Genomic DNA, 20066 nt, shown 5'->3' with positions numbered 1-20066 from the left:
ATACCTGCTGGAGGTCGACAAGCCCCCAAAGCCAGCCCAGGCGGTTCGGCTGCCGGCGATGGGGGGCGAGGTATTGCGACACGAGCCCCTTGAAATCCAAAACCACGTTCATTCTCGTGTATCATTGAGTGGAACAAAATCTATCTCGCAGTCCCCTGCGTAATTGAAATAACCAGCGTAGAGGTCGGCGTAAGCCCCGATGTCCCTGTACGAGTCCTCCCAGTGGCTTTTCGATGACAGGGCCCGCAATTCCGCGGTCACGACCCCGGGCGTCTCCGTCACCGCCTCGATCATCTTGTGCCTGTAGACTGTCCCGCCGAACCGTCGTAATGCCCGGAAGCCGTCAAGTGCCTCGCTCACGGACCGCCTGACGAAATCCAGCGTCGAGGAGGGGGAATAATATACCGTCAGCTCATACCGGAGCGTGTCGGCGTATGTCGAGATTACCGAGGTCCTGATCCCGGCGAATTTTATCGCCTCTATATAGTCCGTGAAGTTTCTCAGCTGCGTATCGGACAGGGGGACGATATTCCCCTCCTCGTCCTGTGTCGCCACCCGGAAAACGACGGTCCCGTCCTCGGAGGGTATCACCGAGGCCACCTTTATGATGCGGGCGGACTCGTCCGTGACATCGTACCCCAGCCGTCCCGTATCCGTGTCAAACGTCAGGTCGTAACCGAGCTGGAACTCATGGCACCGCTCGTTATACCAAGAGAGGGTCCCCGCCACGCTTCTCGCGGCCAAGACCTCGGTCTCCGCCTTGAACGTGTCAAGCGCCAGCTCGAACATGTGTATGGCGTACGCGACGCAATGGACCCACGACCGCCATTCCGAGGCCGCCGAGGTGGAGAGGCTGAAGCTCGTCCGTAGCTTTCCCGTGATGCTTTCCTCTATTTTCTGGATCGTTCTCGCCATGGCGTTTCCATATAAGTGGTGACACTTCCGTTTATCTTACCGACCACCGTCTTCTTGACAAGGCGGCTGTCATCATCGACGCTTACCCTTAATCCCGCCCTCAACTTGATGTCAGGGTAGAAAGGGCCGAGTTCCCGGCCGGCTTCCATGACAGCCGAAGGTTCGTTTTCCAGTCCGGGGTTGTTCGCCATGATCTCACCCATGGCCTCCGCTGTCCCGTAGTGTTGCAGGACGATGTCCAGCAATATCTGCTTGTCTTGTACCTCAATCGTTTTCATATCGTGCCTCCACGTTCAAATCGTTTGAATAGGCGGCGAAAGCCACCTTTGTCACTTTCATGCCATCGGCCGTGAACTCCTTGCGCGTAGCACGGAGAAGGCCTTCCGGGTCGTTATCCATCATGTAGTTCACCGCGCCGACACCGGCTTCCGCCTTCTGCCGGATATGGCCTTTGTCCGAATAGAGCAGGTCGCGCTGGTGCTGGTAGGTGCTTTCCGCGACCAACAGGTCGCCGGTAGAAAGGTCTAAATCTCCCTTATCTGTCTGTTTGTAATCAAGCATAAATCATCCTTCTAAATAGTTTGGCAAATCTGATTGTATCGCGGCAAACCTTGCCGCATTGACAGGAGTTCCCGATATACCATGCGGCGTTGGGACGGTTAACGCCTGAATAGCCGTAAGCATATCATCAAGTGTCTTTTTAAGGCCGGAACCGCCGCGGGTAATTGTCACCCCACCGGTCGAAGTCTTAACGGTCGTACTCTCCGCGGTAACCGTCAAAGCCGAACCCTCATGCAATACATTGACTTTGTCGTTTGTCACTTCCAACTTTTCCTTATCAACATGGACGGCTATTTTATCACCTTTCTTTATGTCGATATTATCCAAATCAACCGCCAGCTTTAAATCATTGCCGGTAAATATAACCTTGTCTATTTCGGTAAAACAGCAAACAAAAAGTTCGTTGCTTTTTCCGATGCGACACACAAGCACAACGCTTTGAAGTCGGGGGATGAAGGCAAAGCCCTGCAAATCGGCATTAACCAACCCGCGCAGGCGGACATCGAAGAAATCAACCTGTTCATCCCGGCGGACGGTGCAGGTAAATTCATTTTCGTTCACTTCAGTAACAACAGCCTGAAAAACGGCGTCTCCATCATTACCGAACACGCCTTGAAATTTTCGTCGTATTTCTTCAAGTTCCTTACTCATGCTTTTATTCCTAATTCAACGACACGACGACCGCCACCGGTTCCAAACTGTACTTCTACCGTTTCAATGAAGTAATCGCCGCTTCGTTCATTATATACTTTATCTTCAATACTTGCAACCATTCCGGGAAGCGCATAGGGAAACAGGAATGTTTTAATTTTGCCACGGTAGCCGTCAAAAGAATACCGCTTTAATTCTTCCTGCGCCAGCGTTTTTAATTCGCCGGCGTCTTTTACGTCATAGTAGTAAAATGTGCGTTGTTCGCCGCCATCTTCGCCCAATTCGCCTTCTATTTTCGTACCATCCTTGTAATAGCAAACAGCCTTGACTTTCAATTTTACATCTTCGGCAAGTTGGTACTTCAGTTCGTCGTCGCTGATTACATTTTCACGAAGCCGGTATTTTACCGTTTCGCCTTTGACATCGTTAGCCTTTCCTACGTATAACTTTCCGTTTATATCAAAGTAGGCGATCAGGCCGTATTCTTTTTTAAGGTAGCCAAGAACCCATGAACCGGGTTTATTATTTATTACGAAGTTTTTTAATGTCAGGTCTACCACATTACCGAATGTTATACCTGTTAGAACGGTATTCAAACAGTCTTTTAACGTCGTTTCCTTTTTACTGAAAACACAGTTTACAAAACGCAGCCTGTAATATTCATCCTCGCATTCAATTTCAAGCGGAACCTTATAATTAAGCCGTTTTACATACCCGACAAACTCGGTGTTCAACGTATTGTCATAGCCCAGCTTAATTTCAACCTTATCACCCACCTTGACCGTCTGCGCCGTTTCTATGTGCGTAGGCGGTTCACCGGCATGTTTGAGCACAGCGGTAACCGGAACCTTTACAATTGCCGTTGCGGCAAGGCTGTAAAGGCTTCGCTTTATCTCCACATTGTGAACGCTCTTAAAAGAAACGCCACCGATTTTTATTTCTGCACATAGAACAAACATATCATTCAAGTATCAATTCAAAACCACGGTCTGTAACTAAATTCATTTTAAAGACTTGCGCCGTTTCACAGCCGCGCATTTCCTGAAAGTCGATGCTTTTTAAAACAACCTTATCTTCTTCCTCTAAAAAAATATCTGTAAGGGCACATTTCAATGTTACCGCCTCATTGATATTATACAGGTCGTTCAATTCTGCAATCTGGCTGTCGGGGAAATCACTGTCCAAAGCCACACCGGCAATGTTTATTTCGTAATCATCTACCGATATAAGTTCTTTGACCGTCCCCTTCCTTCCAACCATCGCAGTTTCCACAATCGTTTTTTTTCCGTTAATGGAAATAACGGCATTCGGTATTTCGTATTCCTTACCTTTGTGCTCCAACACCACCGGCATAAAATACCACCGGCCCTGTGCGTCTTTCTTCCTGAGAACACTACCCAAATCGGAATAAGTCTTTTCCGAAGCCGCATCGCCGGGGTATTCATAGCCTGAACCCTTATACCGCGGCGGCTTATCGGGGAAAAAACCGCCGGGGTAAGGAATACCTTTGTAACCTATAAAGCTGGCCAATATGCCGCCTAAACTAAATTTACTCATCCTTCTGCCAATTCGTCTAATACGCGCATAATTTCAGCACGTATGGTTTCACTTCCTTTATTATCCGTATTTGCGACATGTATAACCACGCTGTCGCAAACCTTTCCTACATGCACCGTCTTGCCGGTTTCTACCGTAGTGGTGTTTTCAGATATAAAGCTGCTTTTTTCCGTTGTTTTTTCCGGCATGGAATAAGCATCGGAAAGCTGGGGTAACTTTACATCAGGAACGGAAGCCGCCGGAAATTCCGGCACATTTACTACCGGTTCATCCAATTCAATAGCCGGGCTTACAATTGGGGGAACATTTACCGGTGGAACAGAAACATCAGGAACGGGAACCTTCGGAAATTCCGGCACATTTACCACCGGGCCGCCAAGCTGAACGGCCGGGGATTGCGCTACAAGTTCAGGAGAAGCCAAATTTACAACGGGCTGTTCCGCCCCCTTTACCTCAGGTGAAGAAAGGGTAACCGCCAAAGGAAGCATAACAGCCGCCGCAATTTTCCGAACATTCGACAGAATATCAGAAAGGTAATTTTCCTTTTCCGGCTCATAACTTTGCGTACGGTCGTCCGCTTTAGCCGCAAAGGCGGTTTTTGCGTCAATAACATTGCCGGCGGGTAATACCTTGTCCGTTACCCGCTCTTTTGCTTCTGTCGGCTTCAGGCTGACTGTAAGCGGGGCCAGCTTCCGGGTAACAGCCGTATAAACAGCCGTTTCGTTCAGGTTTTTCACGTCATCATCAAGTTTAAGAACTTTTTTGGCTTTCGCGCCCTTCTTGTCCTTCCCCAATTTAGCCATCAGGTCATTAAAGTTCGTTCCCGGCATATTACCCGGTTCCGGTAATTGTGCGGGCGTTGGAAGAAGTTTATCCATCGTTGATACATCATCCGTCTTTTGCTGGGACGCGACCCAACTATCACGCCCGGCCTGTTTGCCTTTCTCCCACGCCTGCGAATAATTGCCGTTCTGGGCCGTATCGTACAAAATTGACACAGGATTAGCACCCAACACGCCTTCACCAATATTTTTAAAACCATCCTTAGCCGCGGCGGCCGCTTCTTTGAAATTGCCTTTTACAAGGTTTACAATAGCCGAACAAACCCCACCAATACCGGAAAGCACCTGCTTAAATGGCTTTACAACGCTATCCAATAAAGTAGCCCCAAATTCTTTTATCACACCCCACACGCCAAGTATAGCGACGCGGAAGCCCTCAAATTTTTGCCAACAATATGTTACAGCCGCAATAACCGCGCCTATCGCCAAAGCAACCCAACCCAAGGGAGAAGCATAGAACGCCGCATTTAACGCCCATTGCGCTGTCGTCAGCCCCCATGTTGCAGCGGTTTGCGCAATATCCATTACTTTTTTTATACCGCCGATAATGACAGCTTTTTGAGTAGTGGCGTAATTTGCTCCCATCGCAATAGTATAAAAACCTAAAGCAGCCGTTAGGCCAACAACAAGCGGGTTCCCTTCCCGAAGTAATGAATACCAAGAAGAAAAAAAGCCAACCACAATATTAAGAGTAGAAGAAACGCCGGTCAACACCACATCGGCAACACTCAACCCGGCACTAATAACCGGCAGGATTATTTCGCCAACAGTTACACCGATATTCTTGAATTTGTTCCAAACCTCTGTTAATCGTTGTACGCTGTTTTGTGAGTATTCCAAAGCCTTGTCGGTTTCTCCGGAAGAATTAACAACATCTTTCATAGATGCGTTATACTTTGTAATATCAGAGGTCAAAATAGCGAATGCGTTTTTTGCTTCTTTATCTACCATTCCCAATTTTTCAAGGAAGGAAGATTTTTGTTCATCATTCAATCCGGCCATAACGCCTTGCAAATCGGAGAAAATATCCACAAGGCTTCTAATTTTACCGGCTTCATCAAACACCTTTACACCGGATTTTGCCAACTTGTCGCGTACCTCGCCACGCCCCAAAATAGAAAACGCATTTTCCATCAGGACGGCAGCACGTTCCGCGCTTTGCCCTTTCCCCGTCATATAGGCAAATGTTCCGGCAACTTCTTTGTAGGCTACTCCTAAATTCGACGCGCCCGCAATCAGGTTCGGCATATACCGGGCAAAGTCGGAAAACTCACCGGCCCCCACACGCTTAGCCGCAAAGAATGTATCCAAGACTTCCGCGGCCGTCGTATTTTCTTTGCCGACAATAGACAGGGTTTGAGCCAGTGCGGCGGAAACAGTGTCTAATTGAGTAAAACCGGCCTTACTGCCTTTTAACGAAGCATCCAAAATAGAAAGTGACAAATCAACATCGTTAAGCTGTGAGTTTATCTGCTCAAACCCGACAGGTGCTAAAACAACATCTGTTTTATTGTCGTCCGCAATCGTTTTAAGTTTCTTTTTCAGGTCAGACAATCCAGCTTCATCCAGTTGTGCGGTAATATTCACTTTCGCCATGCCTTCGTCAAAACTCATTCCGGCTTTACCTGCAAACCCGATAGCCGCCATTCCGGTAACCAGCGGGTTTTTAAGAAGACCTGCACCCGGTATGGCCTCGAAAGCGTCGGAAGCCCATTTCTTAAATTTGCCCCCGCCACTGGCCGTTTCCAGCGCATCAATCTCCTTTGTCAACCGGGAAATTTCTTTGTTATACTCGCGTATGGCGGGCAAATTATCCGCCGGTATCCATTCCCTTTCCGCCTGAAGCGCATCAACTTTCATTTTAAGCGAACCTACGGTTTTACCCGTATCTTTGCATACAGCATCGACAGAAGCAACCTTTTCACGTACACCGGAAAGGGCTGTTACCGTTTTGTCGGAAGTGGCTGTAATACCACCCAATTTCGCGGAAATCTTATCCTGCAAGCTGAATATGTACTCTATTTTGTTCGCCATAAGCTAACCATTAAATCTTGTTTAACCCATTCGGCCATCGCTATTTGATGCGCCCATTCTTCATCCGTGAGTTCTTCGGGATTCATGTGCAAATAAGCCCGGATAAGGGTATCGGCTAAAAACATCCATCCGGGCTTGTCTGCTACGTTTGTTCGGCTTATAATTTTTTTAACTCGGCTTCCTTTATTTCGATAAGGTCGGCCAGTTTTGAAGAAACGCCCAGGAATAATTCGTCGTTAGTTTTTATTTCTTCATCACCACCAAGCCAGCAGTTATTCAAAAGCACCTCATTATACTTCATCGGGTCGGTTTTCCCAAGTACGGCAGCCGCACTCAACGCCTTGCGGTCGGGCTTTTTCAGATAGGCCGTTTTGCTGTCAACTGTTACACTGTACACCGAGCCATGTTTCTTTTTCCATGCCTCAATCTGTTCTTCTGTAATTACTTTTTCTTCGTTCATTGTTCTTTTTTTTATTATACAACATTCGGTTCTACATCACAGGCAATAAACGGGAGCGCAATTTCCTGAAACAAATCACCCTCTTTCATCCCGTATGGGGCTTCCGTAATAGATAGATTTACTATCTTATCGGTCTGCACAACACCGCTTTCAGGAACATAGGACACAATAGCATCAAATTCCAAGTCGGTAACATCGTCATACCCTTTCGCCTTTGCGGCTGTCTGCATGGCTATCAATTCGGATTGAAGAACAGTAATAGTACCTTCATACTCCTTTTTCCCAAGCTGAATGCCACGAGCCTTTTTACCTGTGGCGAAAAGGGCTTCTTTCTGTCGCTTCATTTTATATTCAATACCGCGAAGCCCGGTAACAGGTTTACCAAGCATAACAAGCGTCACATCAATCCAAGCGTATTCTTTTGAATTAAAATTATCCATTATTCACTTGTTTTATAGGGGTTGTTAAATGCTAAATCCACGTTTATTTCTTTCAGCAGGGCTGTAGGCACTATTTTTGCCTGAACGTTCAGCCTGCCGGAAGTGATCAAATCCTGTTTAGGGTCAATATAGGCGGTAAATCCTGAGATTTCACCTACCATATTGGTGTTAACCGCACGTGTAAGCAACTGTTCGTAATACTTACACATCGGGCTTGGAACCTGTCCGGTTTCGGGGTCTACTTCGATACTGTCCAAAATTTCATCAATGTACGTTTTGTAACAGATAACAAGAGCTTTTTGAATAACGCGGATAAGGCAAAGGCGGTGGTAGTCGTCCGTCGTTGCGATTGCCGTTGCATCATCATTCAAGTAATAACCGTTTTTTCCGATATAGGTACGATAAAAGATATAGCCGGCATCATGCAGGATATTCCAAAGGCTGTAATCTTCCTGTGGCGTTTTTCCGTCGGTCAAATAGCCCGTTGCGGCAATGCTGCCATCTTTGACGCGGCCAATGGAGATATTAACCGCACAGGTGGCCGCACGTCCGAGAACTTGACCGATTGCGGCCGAATACAATTTACTTTCGCCATACTTACCATCCGAAGCCAGTACAATAGACGCACAATTATAACTACCTTCCCTCGGTTGATACAAACCTTCGGTTTCACCGCTCCAACCAATGGCCGGAAGAAGGATAACAAAGGGGGCAATTTTACCCATGTACGACTTAGCAACCGACTGCGCTTCATCGACGGCAGTAATAACATCTTTGTCAATGCAATTTTCAACCGTAGGCGTATAAGAAGCCGGAGCGTTACGATTAACACCTACAAGGCGAATACGTCCAGCCGCGGAGTCAATCAGCTTTTGAAGGGGCGAACCGGGTTCAGAGGAACAAATTTGCGTCAGCGTACTTGCTTCACTTACTACAAGCAAATGCAATTCCGCACCATCGCCGGCCGCTTTATAAAAGGCTGCCACATCTTTATAGACCAAAGGGTTGTTTTCTTTGGTAATGCCGTATTTCGACAGGTCATTGCTGGAAGAAAGAACGTACACTTTGTTAAGGGTAAGTTTTTCCTCTACGGCCTGACCGGTCAAAATAAGCCCGGAAATACCATCGTCAGAAAGGGTTACCGTACCAATATTACCGTTACCCAAAACTATGTTTACATTTGGTAAACTCATGCTTTCAAAAATTAATAAGTTTTTAACTCTCCTTTTCCCACCGTTTTTTGGTGAGAAACGGCTTTATCGTATTCGTGCGACAGGAATACCAAGTTATCACCGGCCACATGAAATTTTAAACATTCCGGGTATGCCGTCCGATATTGAGCCAAAAAGGCGGGTTCCTGTTCTGTTATGGGAACCGGTGTTACTTCCGGCTGTCCCTGTTTTTCTTTTGCCATTCTAATTGCGTTTTAATAGTTTTAAAATAGCCTTCCAAAGCAAAGGCAGATACTTGATCAAAAGGATAACCGCAAACAATCTGCCTATGTATATCCACGTCTGCTGCCACCATGTAAGCCGGTTGGTATAGACCGTATCGCCGGGAACGGGCAGTGGCACATAAATAATAGAATCTTTTGCCGGTATATAAATCGTGTCACGCTTGGCGTTAGCCTTGTAATCAAGTTTGCCATTATCAAAAGAAAGGTTACTTTCAACACTTGCGCTTTTCAATTCATTATAAGCCTTCATTACAACCTGATTATTGCTGTCACATTCAAACAGGGCTGTAAGAAGTGCCGAATCAGGCGACAAATAAACCGGAACCAGTCGTTCCGTTACAAGATTATCCGGTAGGTTCGCGGGCGTGCCCTTCGCATTTCTCTGCGTGCCGCAACTCGTCACGTACAGGACAAGCAATATCAGCGTGGGGACAAGTATTAACTTTTTCAACGGCCCGGCGAAACCGCGCCAACTCTTTCCGTATTTCATTTATTTCTTTTTTTAGCGGCTCGACCACCTCTTCCATCAGGATGGCCATTGCCTTTTTTACATTTTCCAGTTCATCGCCGCGGGTTTCCGCCTTTGAGGCTTTTACTTGCGCCCGAAGTTGTTCGACTTCCACGTCATACTTCTTTCGCAGTAATATAGCCGTGAGCCACGCGCTTAACGGTGCGGATATGATTGCGGCGACCAACGAAATTATTCCAGACAATTCCATCCTGACTTCTTAGGTTTACTTTAATAAATCCCAGCCTGCATATACATCAGCCCGCACGGCCGGAACGCCGTTTTCTACCTGACTGATAGCCGCCGCAAAGCTGCACATGGTCGTTTTGTCGTTCACGTCCGGCACATAGGTCGCAGCGACTTGCATTTCGCGGCAAACTCTTTGTATATACGCGGCCGTGTCATTCTCTGTTCTCGGAGCCCACCGGCTAATAAAGTCCGCGATCGTTTTACAATCATGCTTTTTACGGTAGTTTTGAAGCAACCTGATCAGGGCACGATAGCCATGCGCCATATCTTCAAATTCCTCAAAAGCATTATCTTTCTTTTCCGACTTTTTTACCTCACCCTGCCAATCGGTAGCATCCGAATTTCGGATGTTACCGGGGTTATTGTTCCTTATTCCGCGTGGTGTCATTTATCAACCTCCTACTGCCGCCACATATTCGGACATGATAGCCGCCATCGCATCTTTCTTTTTCGGAAGCACGATAAAGTAGTGGCGGAAGTTTACAAGGCTGCGCTGGTTCAGCGGGTCGGTTTTTGCCTCACTGTAATACATCGTAGTGGAACCGGAAGCCTTGAAAGCACGCTTTGTATAGAAAGCGACAGAAGCCTGAAATTCATTTGCGCCGGCAGCAGTTCCAAACTTGACCTTTGTTCCATCGGCCTTATATACAGGGTTGGCACAATATTCAAAGACTTCAAAACTATACAGATTGGATATTTTACCGGTCGTATAGTTATAATATTGGTCTTTGAACTTTTGGTCTGTCAGCAATAAATCGTTCACATGGTCGGAACACAATACCAAACGGCGGCCCTGCAATGGTATTTGCGCTTTATCAAAGGCATCTTTCAGTGCGATAATATCCGCAACCTGTAATCTGCGCCGGCCCGTTTCCCCGCCGTCTACTATTTCGCCGGTTGTTTTCAACACAGGTGTTTTTGTCGTTTTCTTATCCGGCGCAAGGGCGTGAATTGCTTTTGCATATTTAGAGACTTTGATTGCATCAGCATGGCGGTCCTTCAAACTTGACATTTTGTCGTAAGAGGAAGCATACAGTTCGTCGTCTGTTACCGGGGTCGCTTTAGTCTGGAATTTATCTAAGCTGAACACCGCATCAACATCTGAAATTTCCTGAACGGCGATAGGGTAAGTCGTATTATTGATTAATACGTCAGGGTCGCCGCCTACATCTACCATGTGAATAACATCATTTTCGGCGTATTGGCTATAATCTGGAATGCCATCCAAGAAGGTGGCAACATCACCCGCACGAAGGGTTTTAATCAATTCACCTGTCCAAATTTCCGTAAGCACACCGGCGCAGGCAGCCCCTTTGGGCATAAAGTTTCCCGCTAAAGCGGACACGCCAACGGCAGTGGCCGCACCGGCAGAAGCGGGAACACCAACTGCACCGGCAAGAATAAGCCCCATAGTTGCGCAAACCAACACACGGGAAAATAATTTAAATCCTGTTTTCATTTAATACCTGTTTTTTTGATTAGTAATTCGGGCAATCCACACCATATTCAGCCCGGTACAGCTTCATATAAGTAGGTTTGTCGTTGTTTCTTATTTCTTCAATCTTATCCGCCGGAACATCAGACAATTTTTTATAGTCCAACGCCATAGAACCGCCTGACGGCTGGCCAATCAAGTTCATCGGCTTTTGAATGGGCGTCATAGACTCAAAAGTCAATTTTAAACTTTCAATACCTACCTTTTTACCCAATTCAATAAAATGCGCTTCCTTTTCCGGCACAATCAAGTGTTTTGCCGTAGCTTCTTTTACCGTTTGAGTAATGGCGGATAACTGCAATTGTTCTTTCTCCTGTTGTAATTGCTGGTTGGTCGTTTTATAGCCAAGCAACAGGTCAATAGAAGAAAGAATTTCATTTTCTCCGGCCGTTTCCGGCAGCCCCAATTTCAGGGCGATAGCTTTGTGATCCATCTTTTCTTCGTCTTTTTGATTGTTGATATTAGTGAGTAATGGCAGACCGTCCGAATTTTCACCGGCCGCCAGTTTTAGTTCCTGACCTTTAAAAGTGAGTACCAGCGGCAAAGCGTTGTCATTTCCGCCTATGTCAACCATACTTATTTCAATTAGCTTGCTTCGTGTAGCAGTTGCCCGGTATTGGCCCGGCTTTATCAGTTCCGGCGCGTCGCTGGTTTCTGTTACCTCAAAATTAGCGGAAGCCATTTTTAACGTACCCTTATCCCATTGCTGCTTTGCAAGTTTACTTTCATCGCGTACTTCATCAAAGTAAGGTTCGCCGGTGATTTTGTCGCCTTCCTTTTTTATATCTTTGATGCAGCCGATAATAATACCGCGCCAGTGCATCCACAACAACACAGGATTGCGTTCGTATTGCGAAATATCAACGCCATCGGTTTTAACCCACGTTCCGTAACAGTTTACGGACTCATCACTTATAATTATTCGCTTTGCCATTTGCTACATGTTACATCGTTTTTATTACTGCATTTCTGCGCTTTATCCGGTGCAAACATAACCCCCTAAAATAGTCCGCACAAAAAAGTGTGCAACCGTTACGCACTTGTGTGAAAGCATTTTATAATAGATGGAAAGCGTTTCACACTTAATTGCCTCGCCCATCCATACTTTACAATTTTGCCCAAAAGTAAAGCGATAATTATGTCAAAAAAGGAACTGGAAAAGAGCAAAGAACTTGCTCGCCTGTACTATCTGAATGGCGACACGCAAAAACTTGTGGCCGAAAAGGTCGGGGTTAGCCGCGTTACGATAAACAAATGGGTTTCCGACGGTGGTTGGGACACCATGCGTATGGCTAAAAGTATCACCCGGAAAGAACTTGTAACCAAAATGATGCAAAAGGCAAACGACAAACTGGAAGAAGGCAATATGTCTTTTGATGAAATGGCAAAACTATCCGCTTCTATAAAAGAGCTGGATAAACAGACAAATGCCGTTACCATTTTGGAAGTGTTAACCGCATACAATGAATGGCTGGTTGTCCGTATGCAGGTTGATAAGGAATTAACGACGGATTTAGTAAAGACTATGAACCGTTATCAAGATATGTTTTTAAGCGAACAGATAGGAAACAACAAATCGTTATTCAATGGCAACTAACACTTTAAAACAGGCACAGGAAAGGTGGAAACAGTTGTCGGAAACGATACAAAACATGTCTACCGTCAATGCCGCCGAAACAAAAGCAACCCAAATCGCACGTATCGAGCGTGCCCGGAAAGATTATGCCTATTTTGTCGAATACTATTATCCCCATTATTGCACGGACAGGGAAACGGGAAAAGTAACACAATCCGCAAAATTCCACATAGAAGCCGCAAAGAGGATATTAAAAACACGCGATTTAAAAGCTGTATTCAAGTGGGCACGCGGGCATGCCAAATCCACACACATGGACGTAATGATACCTATGTGGCTGATGTGTCAAAAACAACGGCAGATACACGTAATGGTATTGGTTGGAAAGTCCGAAGATAACGCAAAAACGCTGCTCGGGGATATACAGGCGGAATTACAATACAACAAACGGTATATTCACGACTTCGGGGCGCAATACAATGCCGGGAATTGGCAAGACGGTGAATTTGTAACCCGCAACGGGGTCGCTTTCTTCGCCCGCGGCCGCGGACAAAGCCCCCGCGGGCTTCGCTACCGGAACCGCCGCCCGGATTACATCGTTATTGACGACCTCGACGACGACGAACTGTGTGAAAATGATACCCGCGTTAGAAAGATTACCGAATGGGTAAAGGAAGCCTTGTTCGGGGCTTTTGGGGCGGAAGGAGGCCGTTTTATTATGGTGGGCAACCTTATCAGCAAATGCAGCGTATTGGCTAATATCGCGGTGTCAAAAGGCGTATTCGTCAGTCAGGTGAATGTACTGGATAAAAACGGCAAGCCCTCCTGGCCGGAATACTGGACGGCAGAACGTATCAAGGCCAAACGTGAATTTATGGGGTACAGGGCATTTGAAAAAGAATACATGAATAACCCCATAAAGGAAGGTTCGGTTTTTCGCAAAGACTGGATTAAGTTTAAAAAGATGTTTCCGCTTGACCGGTACGACAAAATCGTGGCTTATTGCGACCCGTCTTTTAAAGGTTCAACGCAAAACGACTACAAGGCGATAAAAGTATGGGGTAAGATTGGTACAGAATTGCATCACATCAAAGCATTTGTTCGCCAGTGCAGCGTGTCGGAAATGGTACGCTGGTTCTACGACCTGCACGAAAGTTTGCCCGAAGGGGTTATTTGCGAATACTACATTGAAGCCAATTTTCTTCAGGACATTCTTTTGGATGAATTTACAACGGAAGGAAAGCTACGGGGCTACCAATTACCCATACAGGCCGACAAGCGTAAAAAGCCGGATAAATTCGGCCGTATCGAAGCTGTTTCGCCCCTTTGGGAGCGTGGCTTTGTCTTTTATAACGAAGCCATGCAAAACGATCCCGATATGTTGGCCGGGATAGAACAGACCCTTTCAATCGAAAAAGGAAGCCGGACACACGACGATGCACCGGACGCCGACGAAGGGGCTATTTATATCCTGCAAAAATATACAAGAGTACAAGAGTATCAACCCAGCTTTGGCATGCGCCGGAGCCCTAAAAATTCATGGTAATATGATTAAGTTATTCAAAGAAATCATTCTGAATTACAGAGTAAAAAGAGCCGTTAAGATGGCAAAAGAATTATCAGAAGTGAGCAAACGCAAGTACATCGTTTTGATGGTGGCCGGTGTCCCCAAAGTCTATTCCAAACAGGAATTAAAAAGCCTGATTGCAAGGCGTGTTTTTAAAAAAGGCACTACTATTCAAGACTTGGAAAGACGTGCAATTCTTATAACCGCATAGCCTATGTTTCTAACAGAGAACGACTATATCGTAACATCGGCGGACGCTCTGACTATCTTCCAACAAAGTACGCCGGAAAAGCGCGAACAGGCCGAAAAAATGGCTGTCGAAGAAATTGCCGGTTATCTGCGTAGCCGGTACGATACCGACAAAGTATTTTCCGCGGTAGGCAAAGAACGGAACGACATAATCGTTATGTACGCCTGTGATATAACGTTGTATCATCTTATATCATGGCTGCCAAATAAAATGGGCCGCGAAATAAGAAAGGAGCGTTACGACCGCGCGATAAAGTGGCTGGAAGAAGTACAGACCGGAAAGGTCACACCGGACTTGCCAACCTTCACCGGTGAGGACGGCGAAGAAGATATTTATAACCCTGTAAAATGGGGATCGGAAAAAAGTAACACTTACATTTGGTAACAATGGGTTGTAAAAAACGCAATATAAACAACAGCCTGTCTATTGGCGGGTATAATCTTGCAAGGGAAAGCGACCGGAAACGGCTTAATTCCATGCTGGTGGAACTGAAGCTGCAAGCCGATGCCTTGACACAAAAAGACCTGAAAAACTGGCGTCAGGCATGGCAAATGGCATTGAATATCGAAAATCCGCGACGCGGCCCGCTGTATGATATTTATACAGATATAGAGGCCGACCTTCACTTGACCGGTTGCGTCGGTCAGCGCAAGGGCTTCACGCTGAAAAAAAGTTTCAAGCTGGTAGATGCGAAGGGCAAGGAAAAGGAAGAAGCTACGGCCCTGTTTGAAACAGGCTGGTTCAAAGATTTAATCGGCTATATTTTGGATAGCCGCTATTGGGGGCATTCGCTTATACAGTTGGGCGATGTTATATCCGTCGACGGGAAAATGCGCTACAAAGACGTTGAATTAGTGCCGCGTAAACATGTTATTCCTGAATACGGGGCTATCATCCGCGAACAGGGTGACGAATGGAAAAACGGTTTTGATTACCGGGAAGGCCCTTTGTCCGATTGGGTTATTGAAGCCGGAAAACCGAAAGACCTCGGATTATACCTGAAGGCGGCACATCAGGCAATTCCCAAAAAGAACATGCTGGCCTATTGGGATCAGTTCGGAGAAATATTCGGCATGCCGATTAGAATTGCCAAGTCAACGGCACGCGACCCCAAAGATCGGTCGCGCATTGAAAACATGCTGGCTTCTATGGGAGCCGCCGCATGGGGCTTGTTTCCCGAAGGAACCGAAATAGACATAAAGGAAACAACCCGCGGCGATGCGTTTAACGTGTACGATAAACGCGTCGAACGAGCCAACAGCGAAATAAGCAAGGGGCTGCTAAATCAGACAATGACAATCGACAATGGCAGTAGTTTGTCGCAGTCGGAAGTACACCTCGAAGTATTTGAAAATGTTGTCGAAAGCGATGCGGATTTGGTCAAGGATATAGTAAACGACCAGCTTATACCGCGTATGGTCAAGCACGGGTTCCCGATAAAAGGGTTACGTTTTATATATGACGAAAGTATAGACTACACACCGGAACAGCAGGTTTTATTTGAAACAATGATTGCAGACCGGTTTGAAGTCGACCCAAAGTACTTTATAAATAAGTATAATATTCCTATCATTGGCAAAAAGCAGGTTCCGACACAGCCACTTTCAAGACCTTTTTTCGACTAAGCCCCACCGATTACGTGGGGCTGTATGGTAGGGCGGCAGAAGTGTACAAAGGTGGCGGCCTTGTTTTATCCGCAAAGGATTACCCGGATATTTCAGGTGTTGAAGCGGCGTTCGACAAGGCGATAGAATGGTTGCACGATAAACGCGTATTCGGGGCGGCCATGCTTCGCGACGACGCAATCGCCGGGCTGATTGAGGAAACAGCGTCTTTTCTCTCCAAAGGCATAGAACGGGGGCTGGGTGAAAGTTCGCCATCTGAAGCAATGGTAAACAGTTTACGCGAAAGCGTTGGTGTTTTCAGCGGGTTCAAGACATTTCACGAAATGAAAGAAGCCGCAGGTATGTTGCTGGACGAAAGCGGAAATATAAAGCCGTTTGAACAGTATTATAAGGACGTTCAAACGTTGAATGATACTTATAATAAATTCTACCTGAAAACCGAATATGACTTTACCGTAGCAAGCAGCGAAATGGCAGCCCGCTGGGAAGAACAGCGGGACGACGGGGGTGGTCGGTATTTACTTCAATACCGGACGGTAGGGGACAACAAAGTAAGAAAGGAACATCGCACTTTGGAAGGTATCACCCTGCCAAGCAGCGACCCGTTTTGGGATAGCTATTACCCGCCAAATGGCTGGCGTTGTCGCTGTACCGTTACAAAAGTACGTGCGGCCAAATATCCGGCAACCGATAGCAAAGAAGCCATGACGGCCGGAGAAAAGGCGACTGAGGGGAAGTACGCCGAAATGTTCCGCTTTAATCCCGGAAAGCAAAGGGCTGCCTACCCGGCTTACAATACATATACAATCAGCAAATGTTCTGTATGCAAAAAAGGTAATGTGAAGCTGGGTAAAATACCGAGCAATGAACTTTGTGCCGCGTGCCCGATCATCCGGGAATGCGCCGGAGATATGGCCAAATCACAGACTGCCATTGAGCGTAAGCACTACCTAAGGGAAATGCAGCCGCTTCTAAAAAAGAAAGTCACGCTGGAGATTGACGGGGTGCAGAAAAGTATCGGATTCCGAAAAGAAGGGAACGAGCATCTATATAGTGATACGTTTGGCCGATCGTCAGTCCTAAAGAAAGGCCATTTGTCCGAACTGGATAAAGTGCTGGAAAAAGCGGTTTATGTGAGAACGTCGGATTCGCTCAGCCATGAACGAAAAGATAAAATCAAACGGTTCTATTATCTGAAATCAGAGATAGAAGGCAAAACTGTTTATTTGAATGTGGCGGAAACGGACGAAAAGTCGAAAAAAGGTGTTATTTGGCACAATCGCTTCCTGTATTCAATTACGGACAAGATAAAATGAAAGCACCCATTGGCACCGTCTTAGGTTCCAAGACCAGGTGTGGCCACACAATGAATGCTTTCATAGCGCAAATATACAATTAATAATCTAAAACCCAACCTTATGGACGGAAATTTCAGAAAAGAAGTAATCGACCGGTCTTTGGATGATATAAAGGTAGAATTAGACGAAGAGTTCGACCGAAATTTTGAACGTAAATCTTTCTTTGATGAACAGAAGTGGCCCGAAAGGAAGTTTGACGACGGTGTCGGCTCATTAATGCAGCGCACCGGCGGATTACGCAAAAGCATCAGTTCCCGGAAGCGGGGCGCGGAACTGGCGTACACTTCACACAAACCATACGGACGCATTCACAACGAAGGCGGAGAAATAAAGGTTACCCGTAAGATGAAGGGGTATTTCTTCGCAAAGCTGAAAGAGATTGAAAGCGGGTACAGCTATAAGAAAAACGGCGAAAAACGGGATAACAGACGCAACCGGACATTATCGGATAAAGAAAACTTTTACAGGGCTATGGCTTTGAAAAAGGTTGGTTCTACAATCACCATACCGGAACGCCGCTTTATCGGCAATAGTAAAACAACAGATAAGATTATACGCGAAATCGCGGAACAAAATATTGACGATTATTTTAAACGGCATAATATTATTACAAAATGAGAAAAGATGTATATCAGGCATTAAAAAAACGCCTTAGCCGGCTTATTATTGATGAAGGGGGAAATATAATATTTCTATCAGAAGAACAGCTTCAGGCTGTTATAGAAAGTGGAGATAAGCCAAATTACGCTATAAAACACATCGCCCTTTGGAACAGGCAGGTTGAATTTATAGAAGAAGAAAGTATATTTGCCATGCCGGCCGTTTTCATTGAATTTGGTAAAATTAGCTGGCGGACACAAACCAACGGATTACAGGACGCAGACCTTACAGTAGGGCTTCATGTGGTAACAAACGCTGTACCTGAAGGGTTCGACGGTGACACTTTCCATCTTGATTTATTGGATAAAATAAACCGTTGTTTATACGGCTTCAGTACAGAACAGTTAGGTTCTTTGGAACGGACGGCTTCTATTCCGTGCCACGACCACGAAGAAATATTGGATAATACGGAAGTCTTTAAATGTTTGGTACATGATAACTCGGCAGTCAAAAAAATGATGAAACTGCCTGCCATGCCGAATATTTCCGTTCATTAAAACAGGGACAGTTGCAACGCTTCCTGTTTGGCGATAACAGCAGGATTTGCGGCCGCATTTATATAGTTATAGAATGTCTTTTCCGATATACCATAAATAGGCCAAATATACTTGCGCCAAATCGCCCGGTTGGATAAACCGGTTTTTGCGTATTCGTCGTATATTTCATTTACTTCCTTAACGCGTTTTGCGTATGAACAGCCTGTTAAACTCATGTATTGCGGATTTAGAACAAATACAAAATTATCAATTAAACGCCGTACCACAAAAGAAAAGCGGGATAAATTTACTTATCCCGCTTTCCGTAAAGTGGCAACATCACTTTAAAGCATCAGAATTGAATTATACGTTGCCATTATAGCGGCTATTTCAATCCAAAACATCCAGTTCTTTTCCTGGCTAAATCCGGCAACACATAAAAAAAGGCAAAAGAAAGCAGGGACAACCACCAAAAGCCGGCCGCGAAACACCATATTTGAGAAAACAGACAACAGATAATCGCCGCAGTATAATGCACTGTATTTGTCAGTCTTTCTTTGAATTGTGCCGCCGTACCAACGAAAGCCAAGCCTGCGGCAGAGAGAAAGCAGGTAAACTGATAACCTTCCGGTGTCACATTCAGCCAACCGGGTAACAAAAAACCACCAACACCGTAACAAAATGCAGTAAACAGCCAACCTAACCCCTTTCTTTTTTCCTCTAAAAGATAGTAGGTGTTACTAATAGACCACGGAACACCAAACATAAAAACCATACTGCCAATATACAGCAGAAATATTGCTATTGATGCGAAAATTAAGTTCATGGGATTATTACTTTATTTGAATTAGTCAAGACTTAATCTGACAGTTACGTATAAAAAGAATAAATTTGTAACAGAAAACAGATTGAGTTATGACAACATCAGAAAAGGTCATCAAGAACAAACTGGGATTGCTTGAACTCTCCCAACAGTTAGGAAACGTATCACGTGCTTGTAAGATTATGGGCTACAGCCGTGACAGTTTTTATCGTTTCAAAGAGTTGTATGAACAAGGCGGTGAAGTCGCCTTGCAGGAGATTTCCCGCCGCAAGCCTGTCATAAAGAACCGTGTGGAAGAACACATTGAGCAGGCAGTCGTACAGATGGCGATAGACAATCCTGCATTGGGGCAAGTTCGTGTATCCAATGAACTGCGCAAGAAAGGTATTCTTATTTCGCCAGGCGGAGTACGTTCCATTTGGTTACGGAACGATATGGAGACCTTCCAGAAACGCTTGAAAGCATTGTCGGCCAAAGTGGAACAAGAGGGCATTGTCCTCGACGAGAACCAAGTGGCGGCATTGGAGAAAGCAAAAGAAGAAAAGCAGGCTCATGGAGAGATA

General features: G+C 45.7%; 26 protein-coding genes. 9 read left to right on the top strand and 17 right to left on the bottom strand.

Going from position 1 to position 20066, the window contains the following annotated elements; translation table 11 throughout:
• Positions 1–108: 108 nt before the first annotated feature.
• The 15 genes from E5342_RS15195 to E5342_RS15120 all read right to left on the bottom strand — a co-directional run bounded on the left by E5342_RS15195 (position 109) and on the right by E5342_RS15120 (position 12102).
• On the bottom strand, positions 109–915 hold the full coding sequence (locus E5342_RS15195) for a baseplate J/gp47 family protein (RefSeq protein ID WP_121772196.1): 807 nt from the start codon (positions 913–915) through the stop codon (positions 109–111).
• Positions 891–1193 (bottom strand): hypothetical protein, encoded by a 303-nt coding sequence (locus tag E5342_RS15190; protein WP_121772195.1) that lies wholly within the window; start codon positions 1191–1193, stop codon positions 891–893. Before E5342_RS15190 ends, E5342_RS15195 begins: the two co-directional genes overlap by 25 nt.
• Positions 1180–1476 carry a hypothetical protein gene (locus E5342_RS15185; RefSeq protein ID WP_057327578.1) on the bottom strand — a complete coding sequence of 99 codons (297 nt, stop codon included), beginning with the start codon at positions 1474–1476 and terminating at the stop codon, positions 1180–1182. The genes E5342_RS15190 and E5342_RS15185 overlap by 14 nt, the downstream gene beginning before the upstream one ends.
• 3 nt (positions 1477–1479) lie before the next feature.
• On the bottom strand, positions 1480–2127 hold the full coding sequence (locus tag E5342_RS15180; RefSeq protein ID WP_121772194.1) for a hypothetical protein: 648 nt from the start codon (positions 2125–2127) through the stop codon (positions 1480–1482).
• Positions 2124–3086 carry a hypothetical protein gene (locus E5342_RS15175; protein ID WP_121772193.1) on the bottom strand — a complete coding sequence of 321 codons (963 nt, stop codon included), beginning with the start codon at positions 3084–3086 and terminating at the stop codon, positions 2124–2126. The genes E5342_RS15180 and E5342_RS15175 overlap by 4 nt, the downstream gene beginning before the upstream one ends.
• A gap of 1 nt (position 3087) precedes the next feature.
• Positions 3088–3684 carry a DUF6046 domain-containing protein gene (locus tag E5342_RS15170; RefSeq protein WP_121772192.1) on the bottom strand — a complete coding sequence of 199 codons (597 nt, stop codon included), beginning with the start codon at positions 3682–3684 and terminating at the stop codon, positions 3088–3090.
• The gene (locus E5342_RS15165; protein ID WP_121772191.1) at positions 3681–6560 is read right to left on the bottom strand and encodes a phage tail tape measure protein; all 2880 of its coding nucleotides are present in this window, start codon (positions 6558–6560) and stop codon (positions 3681–3683) included. Before E5342_RS15165 ends, E5342_RS15170 begins: the two co-directional genes overlap by 4 nt.
• Before the next feature lie 157 nt (positions 6561–6717).
• Positions 6718–7020 (bottom strand): hypothetical protein, encoded by a 303-nt coding sequence (locus tag E5342_RS15160; protein WP_057327583.1) that lies wholly within the window; start codon positions 7018–7020, stop codon positions 6718–6720.
• A 14-nt stretch (positions 7021–7034) separates the two neighbouring features.
• The gene (locus E5342_RS15155) at positions 7035–7460 is read right to left on the bottom strand and encodes a hypothetical protein (RefSeq protein ID WP_057327584.1); all 426 of its coding nucleotides are present in this window, start codon (positions 7458–7460) and stop codon (positions 7035–7037) included.
• Entirely contained in the window at positions 7460–8653 is a 1194-nt protein-coding gene (locus E5342_RS15150; protein ID WP_121772190.1) for a DUF2586 family protein, read from the bottom strand. The genes E5342_RS15155 and E5342_RS15150 overlap by 1 nt, the downstream gene beginning before the upstream one ends.
• An 11-nt stretch (positions 8654–8664) precedes the next feature.
• Positions 8665–8874 carry a hypothetical protein gene (locus E5342_RS15145; protein ID WP_135959703.1) on the bottom strand — a complete coding sequence of 70 codons (210 nt, stop codon included), beginning with the start codon at positions 8872–8874 and terminating at the stop codon, positions 8665–8667.
• A gap of 1 nt (position 8875) precedes the next feature.
• Positions 8876–9406, bottom strand: coding sequence for a hypothetical protein (locus tag E5342_RS19410; protein ID WP_158598873.1), 531 nt, complete (start codon positions 9404–9406; stop codon positions 8876–8878).
• A 244-nt stretch (positions 9407–9650) separates the two neighbouring features.
• Positions 9651–10061, bottom strand: coding sequence for a structural protein P5 (locus E5342_RS15130; RefSeq protein ID WP_121772187.1), 411 nt, complete (start codon positions 10059–10061; stop codon positions 9651–9653).
• A 3-nt stretch (positions 10062–10064) separates the two neighbouring features.
• Positions 10065–11132, bottom strand: a complete 1068-nt coding sequence (locus E5342_RS15125; protein WP_121772186.1) for a hypothetical protein — start codon at positions 11130–11132, stop codon at positions 10065–10067.
• Positions 11133–11151: 19 nt separating this feature from the next.
• Positions 11152–12102 carry a hypothetical protein gene (locus E5342_RS15120; RefSeq protein WP_121772185.1) on the bottom strand — a complete coding sequence of 317 codons (951 nt, stop codon included), beginning with the start codon at positions 12100–12102 and terminating at the stop codon, positions 11152–11154.
• A 204-nt stretch (positions 12103–12306) separates the two neighbouring features.
• Between E5342_RS15120 and E5342_RS15115 the strand changes: the two genes are divergently transcribed.
• The 8 genes from E5342_RS15115 to E5342_RS15080 all read left to right on the top strand — a co-directional run bounded on the left by E5342_RS15115 (position 12307) and on the right by E5342_RS15080 (position 18701).
• A complete protein-coding gene (locus tag E5342_RS15115; protein WP_057327591.1) occupies positions 12307–12765 on the top strand; it encodes a hypothetical protein in 459 nt (152 codons plus the stop codon).
• A complete protein-coding gene (locus E5342_RS15110; protein ID WP_135959702.1) occupies positions 12755–14290 on the top strand; it encodes a hypothetical protein in 1536 nt (511 codons plus the stop codon). Before E5342_RS15115 ends, E5342_RS15110 begins: the two co-directional genes overlap by 11 nt.
• A gap of 1 nt (position 14291) precedes the next feature.
• On the top strand, positions 14292–14522 hold the full coding sequence (locus E5342_RS15105) for a hypothetical protein (RefSeq protein WP_057327593.1): 231 nt from the start codon (positions 14292–14294) through the stop codon (positions 14520–14522).
• A 3-nt stretch (positions 14523–14525) separates the two neighbouring features.
• Complete coding sequence (locus tag E5342_RS15100) at positions 14526–14945, top strand: phage protein Gp36 family protein (RefSeq protein ID WP_057327594.1); 420 nt, start codon at positions 14526–14528, stop codon at positions 14943–14945.
• A gap of 2 nt (positions 14946–14947) precedes the next feature.
• Positions 14948–16186, top strand: a complete 1239-nt coding sequence (locus tag E5342_RS15095; RefSeq protein ID WP_121772184.1) for a phage portal protein family protein — start codon at positions 14948–14950, stop codon at positions 16184–16186.
• A gap of 14 nt (positions 16187–16200) precedes the next feature.
• A complete protein-coding gene (locus tag E5342_RS15090; RefSeq protein ID WP_135959701.1) occupies positions 16201–17502 on the top strand; it encodes a phage head morphogenesis protein in 1302 nt (433 codons plus the stop codon).
• Between the two features lie 102 nt (positions 17503–17604).
• Positions 17605–18162, top strand: a complete 558-nt coding sequence (locus E5342_RS15085; protein WP_057327597.1) for a phage virion morphogenesis protein — start codon at positions 17605–17607, stop codon at positions 18160–18162.
• On the top strand, positions 18159–18701 hold the full coding sequence (locus E5342_RS15080; RefSeq protein ID WP_135959700.1) for a hypothetical protein: 543 nt from the start codon (positions 18159–18161) through the stop codon (positions 18699–18701). Before E5342_RS15085 ends, E5342_RS15080 begins: the two co-directional genes overlap by 4 nt.
• Here E5342_RS15080 and E5342_RS15075 read toward each other — a convergent pair.
• Positions 18698–18916: a hypothetical protein gene (locus E5342_RS15075; protein WP_057327599.1), complete on the bottom strand. Its 219-nt coding sequence runs from the start codon at positions 18914–18916 to the stop codon at positions 18698–18700. The genes E5342_RS15080 and E5342_RS15075 overlap by 4 nt on opposite strands.
• Before the next feature lie 149 nt (positions 18917–19065).
• Positions 19066–19506 (bottom strand): hypothetical protein, encoded by a 441-nt coding sequence (locus E5342_RS15070; protein ID WP_121772181.1) that lies wholly within the window; start codon positions 19504–19506, stop codon positions 19066–19068.
• Positions 19507–19595: 89 nt separating this feature from the next.
• Between E5342_RS15070 and E5342_RS15065 the strand changes: the two genes are divergently transcribed.
• The coding region (locus tag E5342_RS15065) for a helix-turn-helix domain-containing protein (protein WP_135959699.1) at positions 19596–20066 on the top strand (471 nt) is incomplete at its 3' end.

Source organism: Parabacteroides distasonis (assembly GCF_004793765.1).
GTDB classification, from domain to species: domain Bacteria; phylum Bacteroidota; class Bacteroidia; order Bacteroidales; family Tannerellaceae; genus Parabacteroides; species Parabacteroides distasonis_A.
This window is presented reverse-complemented; position numbering and strand designations above follow the sequence as displayed.

Coding starts and splice junctions, on each gene's coding strand:
- E5342_RS15195 (WP_121772196.1), bottom strand. CDS start 915: ATGGCGAGAACGATCCAGAAAATAGAGGAAAGCATCACGGGAAAGCTA.
- E5342_RS15190 (WP_121772195.1), bottom strand. CDS start 1,193: ATGAAAACGATTGAGGTACAAGACAAGCAGATATTGCTGGACATCGTC.
- E5342_RS15185 (WP_057327578.1), bottom strand. CDS start 1,476: ATGCTTGATTACAAACAGACAGATAAGGGAGATTTAGACCTTTCTACC.
- E5342_RS15180 (WP_121772194.1), bottom strand. CDS start 2,127: ATGAGTAAGGAACTTGAAGAAATACGACGAAAATTTCAAGGCGTGTTC.
- E5342_RS15175 (WP_121772193.1), bottom strand. CDS start 3,086: ATGTTTGTTCTATGTGCAGAAATAAAAATCGGTGGCGTTTCTTTTAAG.
- E5342_RS15170 (WP_121772192.1), bottom strand. CDS start 3,684: ATGAGTAAATTTAGTTTAGGCGGCATATTGGCCAGCTTTATAGGTTAC.
- E5342_RS15165 (WP_121772191.1), bottom strand. CDS start 6,560: ATGGCGAACAAAATAGAGTACATATTCAGCTTGCAGGATAAGATTTCC.
- E5342_RS15160 (WP_057327583.1), bottom strand. CDS start 7,020: ATGAACGAAGAAAAAGTAATTACAGAAGAACAGATTGAGGCATGGAAA.
- E5342_RS15155 (WP_057327584.1), bottom strand. CDS start 7,460: ATGGATAATTTTAATTCAAAAGAATACGCTTGGATTGATGTGACGCTT.
- E5342_RS15150 (WP_121772190.1), bottom strand. CDS start 8,653: ATGAGTTTACCAAATGTAAACATAGTTTTGGGTAACGGTAATATTGGT.
- E5342_RS15145 (WP_135959703.1), bottom strand. CDS start 8,874: ATGGCAAAAGAAAAACAGGGACAGCCGGAAGTAACACCGGTTCCCATA.
- E5342_RS19410 (WP_158598873.1), bottom strand. CDS start 9,406: ATGAAATACGGAAAGAGTTGGCGCGGTTTCGCCGGGCCGTTGAAAAAG.
- E5342_RS15130 (WP_121772187.1), bottom strand. CDS start 10,061: ATGACACCACGCGGAATAAGGAACAATAACCCCGGTAACATCCGAAAT.
- E5342_RS15125 (WP_121772186.1), bottom strand. CDS start 11,132: ATGAAAACAGGATTTAAATTATTTTCCCGTGTGTTGGTTTGCGCAACT.
- E5342_RS15120 (WP_121772185.1), bottom strand. CDS start 12,102: ATGGCAAAGCGAATAATTATAAGTGATGAGTCCGTAAACTGTTACGGA.
- E5342_RS15115 (WP_057327591.1), top strand. CDS start 12,307: ATGTCAAAAAAGGAACTGGAAAAGAGCAAAGAACTTGCTCGCCTGTAC.
- E5342_RS15110 (WP_135959702.1), top strand. CDS start 12,755: ATGGCAACTAACACTTTAAAACAGGCACAGGAAAGGTGGAAACAGTTG.
- E5342_RS15105 (WP_057327593.1), top strand. CDS start 14,292: ATGATTAAGTTATTCAAAGAAATCATTCTGAATTACAGAGTAAAAAGA.
- E5342_RS15100 (WP_057327594.1), top strand. CDS start 14,526: ATGTTTCTAACAGAGAACGACTATATCGTAACATCGGCGGACGCTCTG.
- E5342_RS15095 (WP_121772184.1), top strand. CDS start 14,948: ATGGGTTGTAAAAAACGCAATATAAACAACAGCCTGTCTATTGGCGGG.
- E5342_RS15085 (WP_057327597.1), top strand. CDS start 17,605: ATGGACGGAAATTTCAGAAAAGAAGTAATCGACCGGTCTTTGGATGAT.
- E5342_RS15080 (WP_135959700.1), top strand. CDS start 18,159: ATGAGAAAAGATGTATATCAGGCATTAAAAAAACGCCTTAGCCGGCTT.
- E5342_RS15075 (WP_057327599.1), bottom strand. CDS start 18,916: ATGAGTTTAACAGGCTGTTCATACGCAAAACGCGTTAAGGAAGTAAAT.
- E5342_RS15070 (WP_121772181.1), bottom strand. CDS start 19,506: ATGAACTTAATTTTCGCATCAATAGCAATATTTCTGCTGTATATTGGC.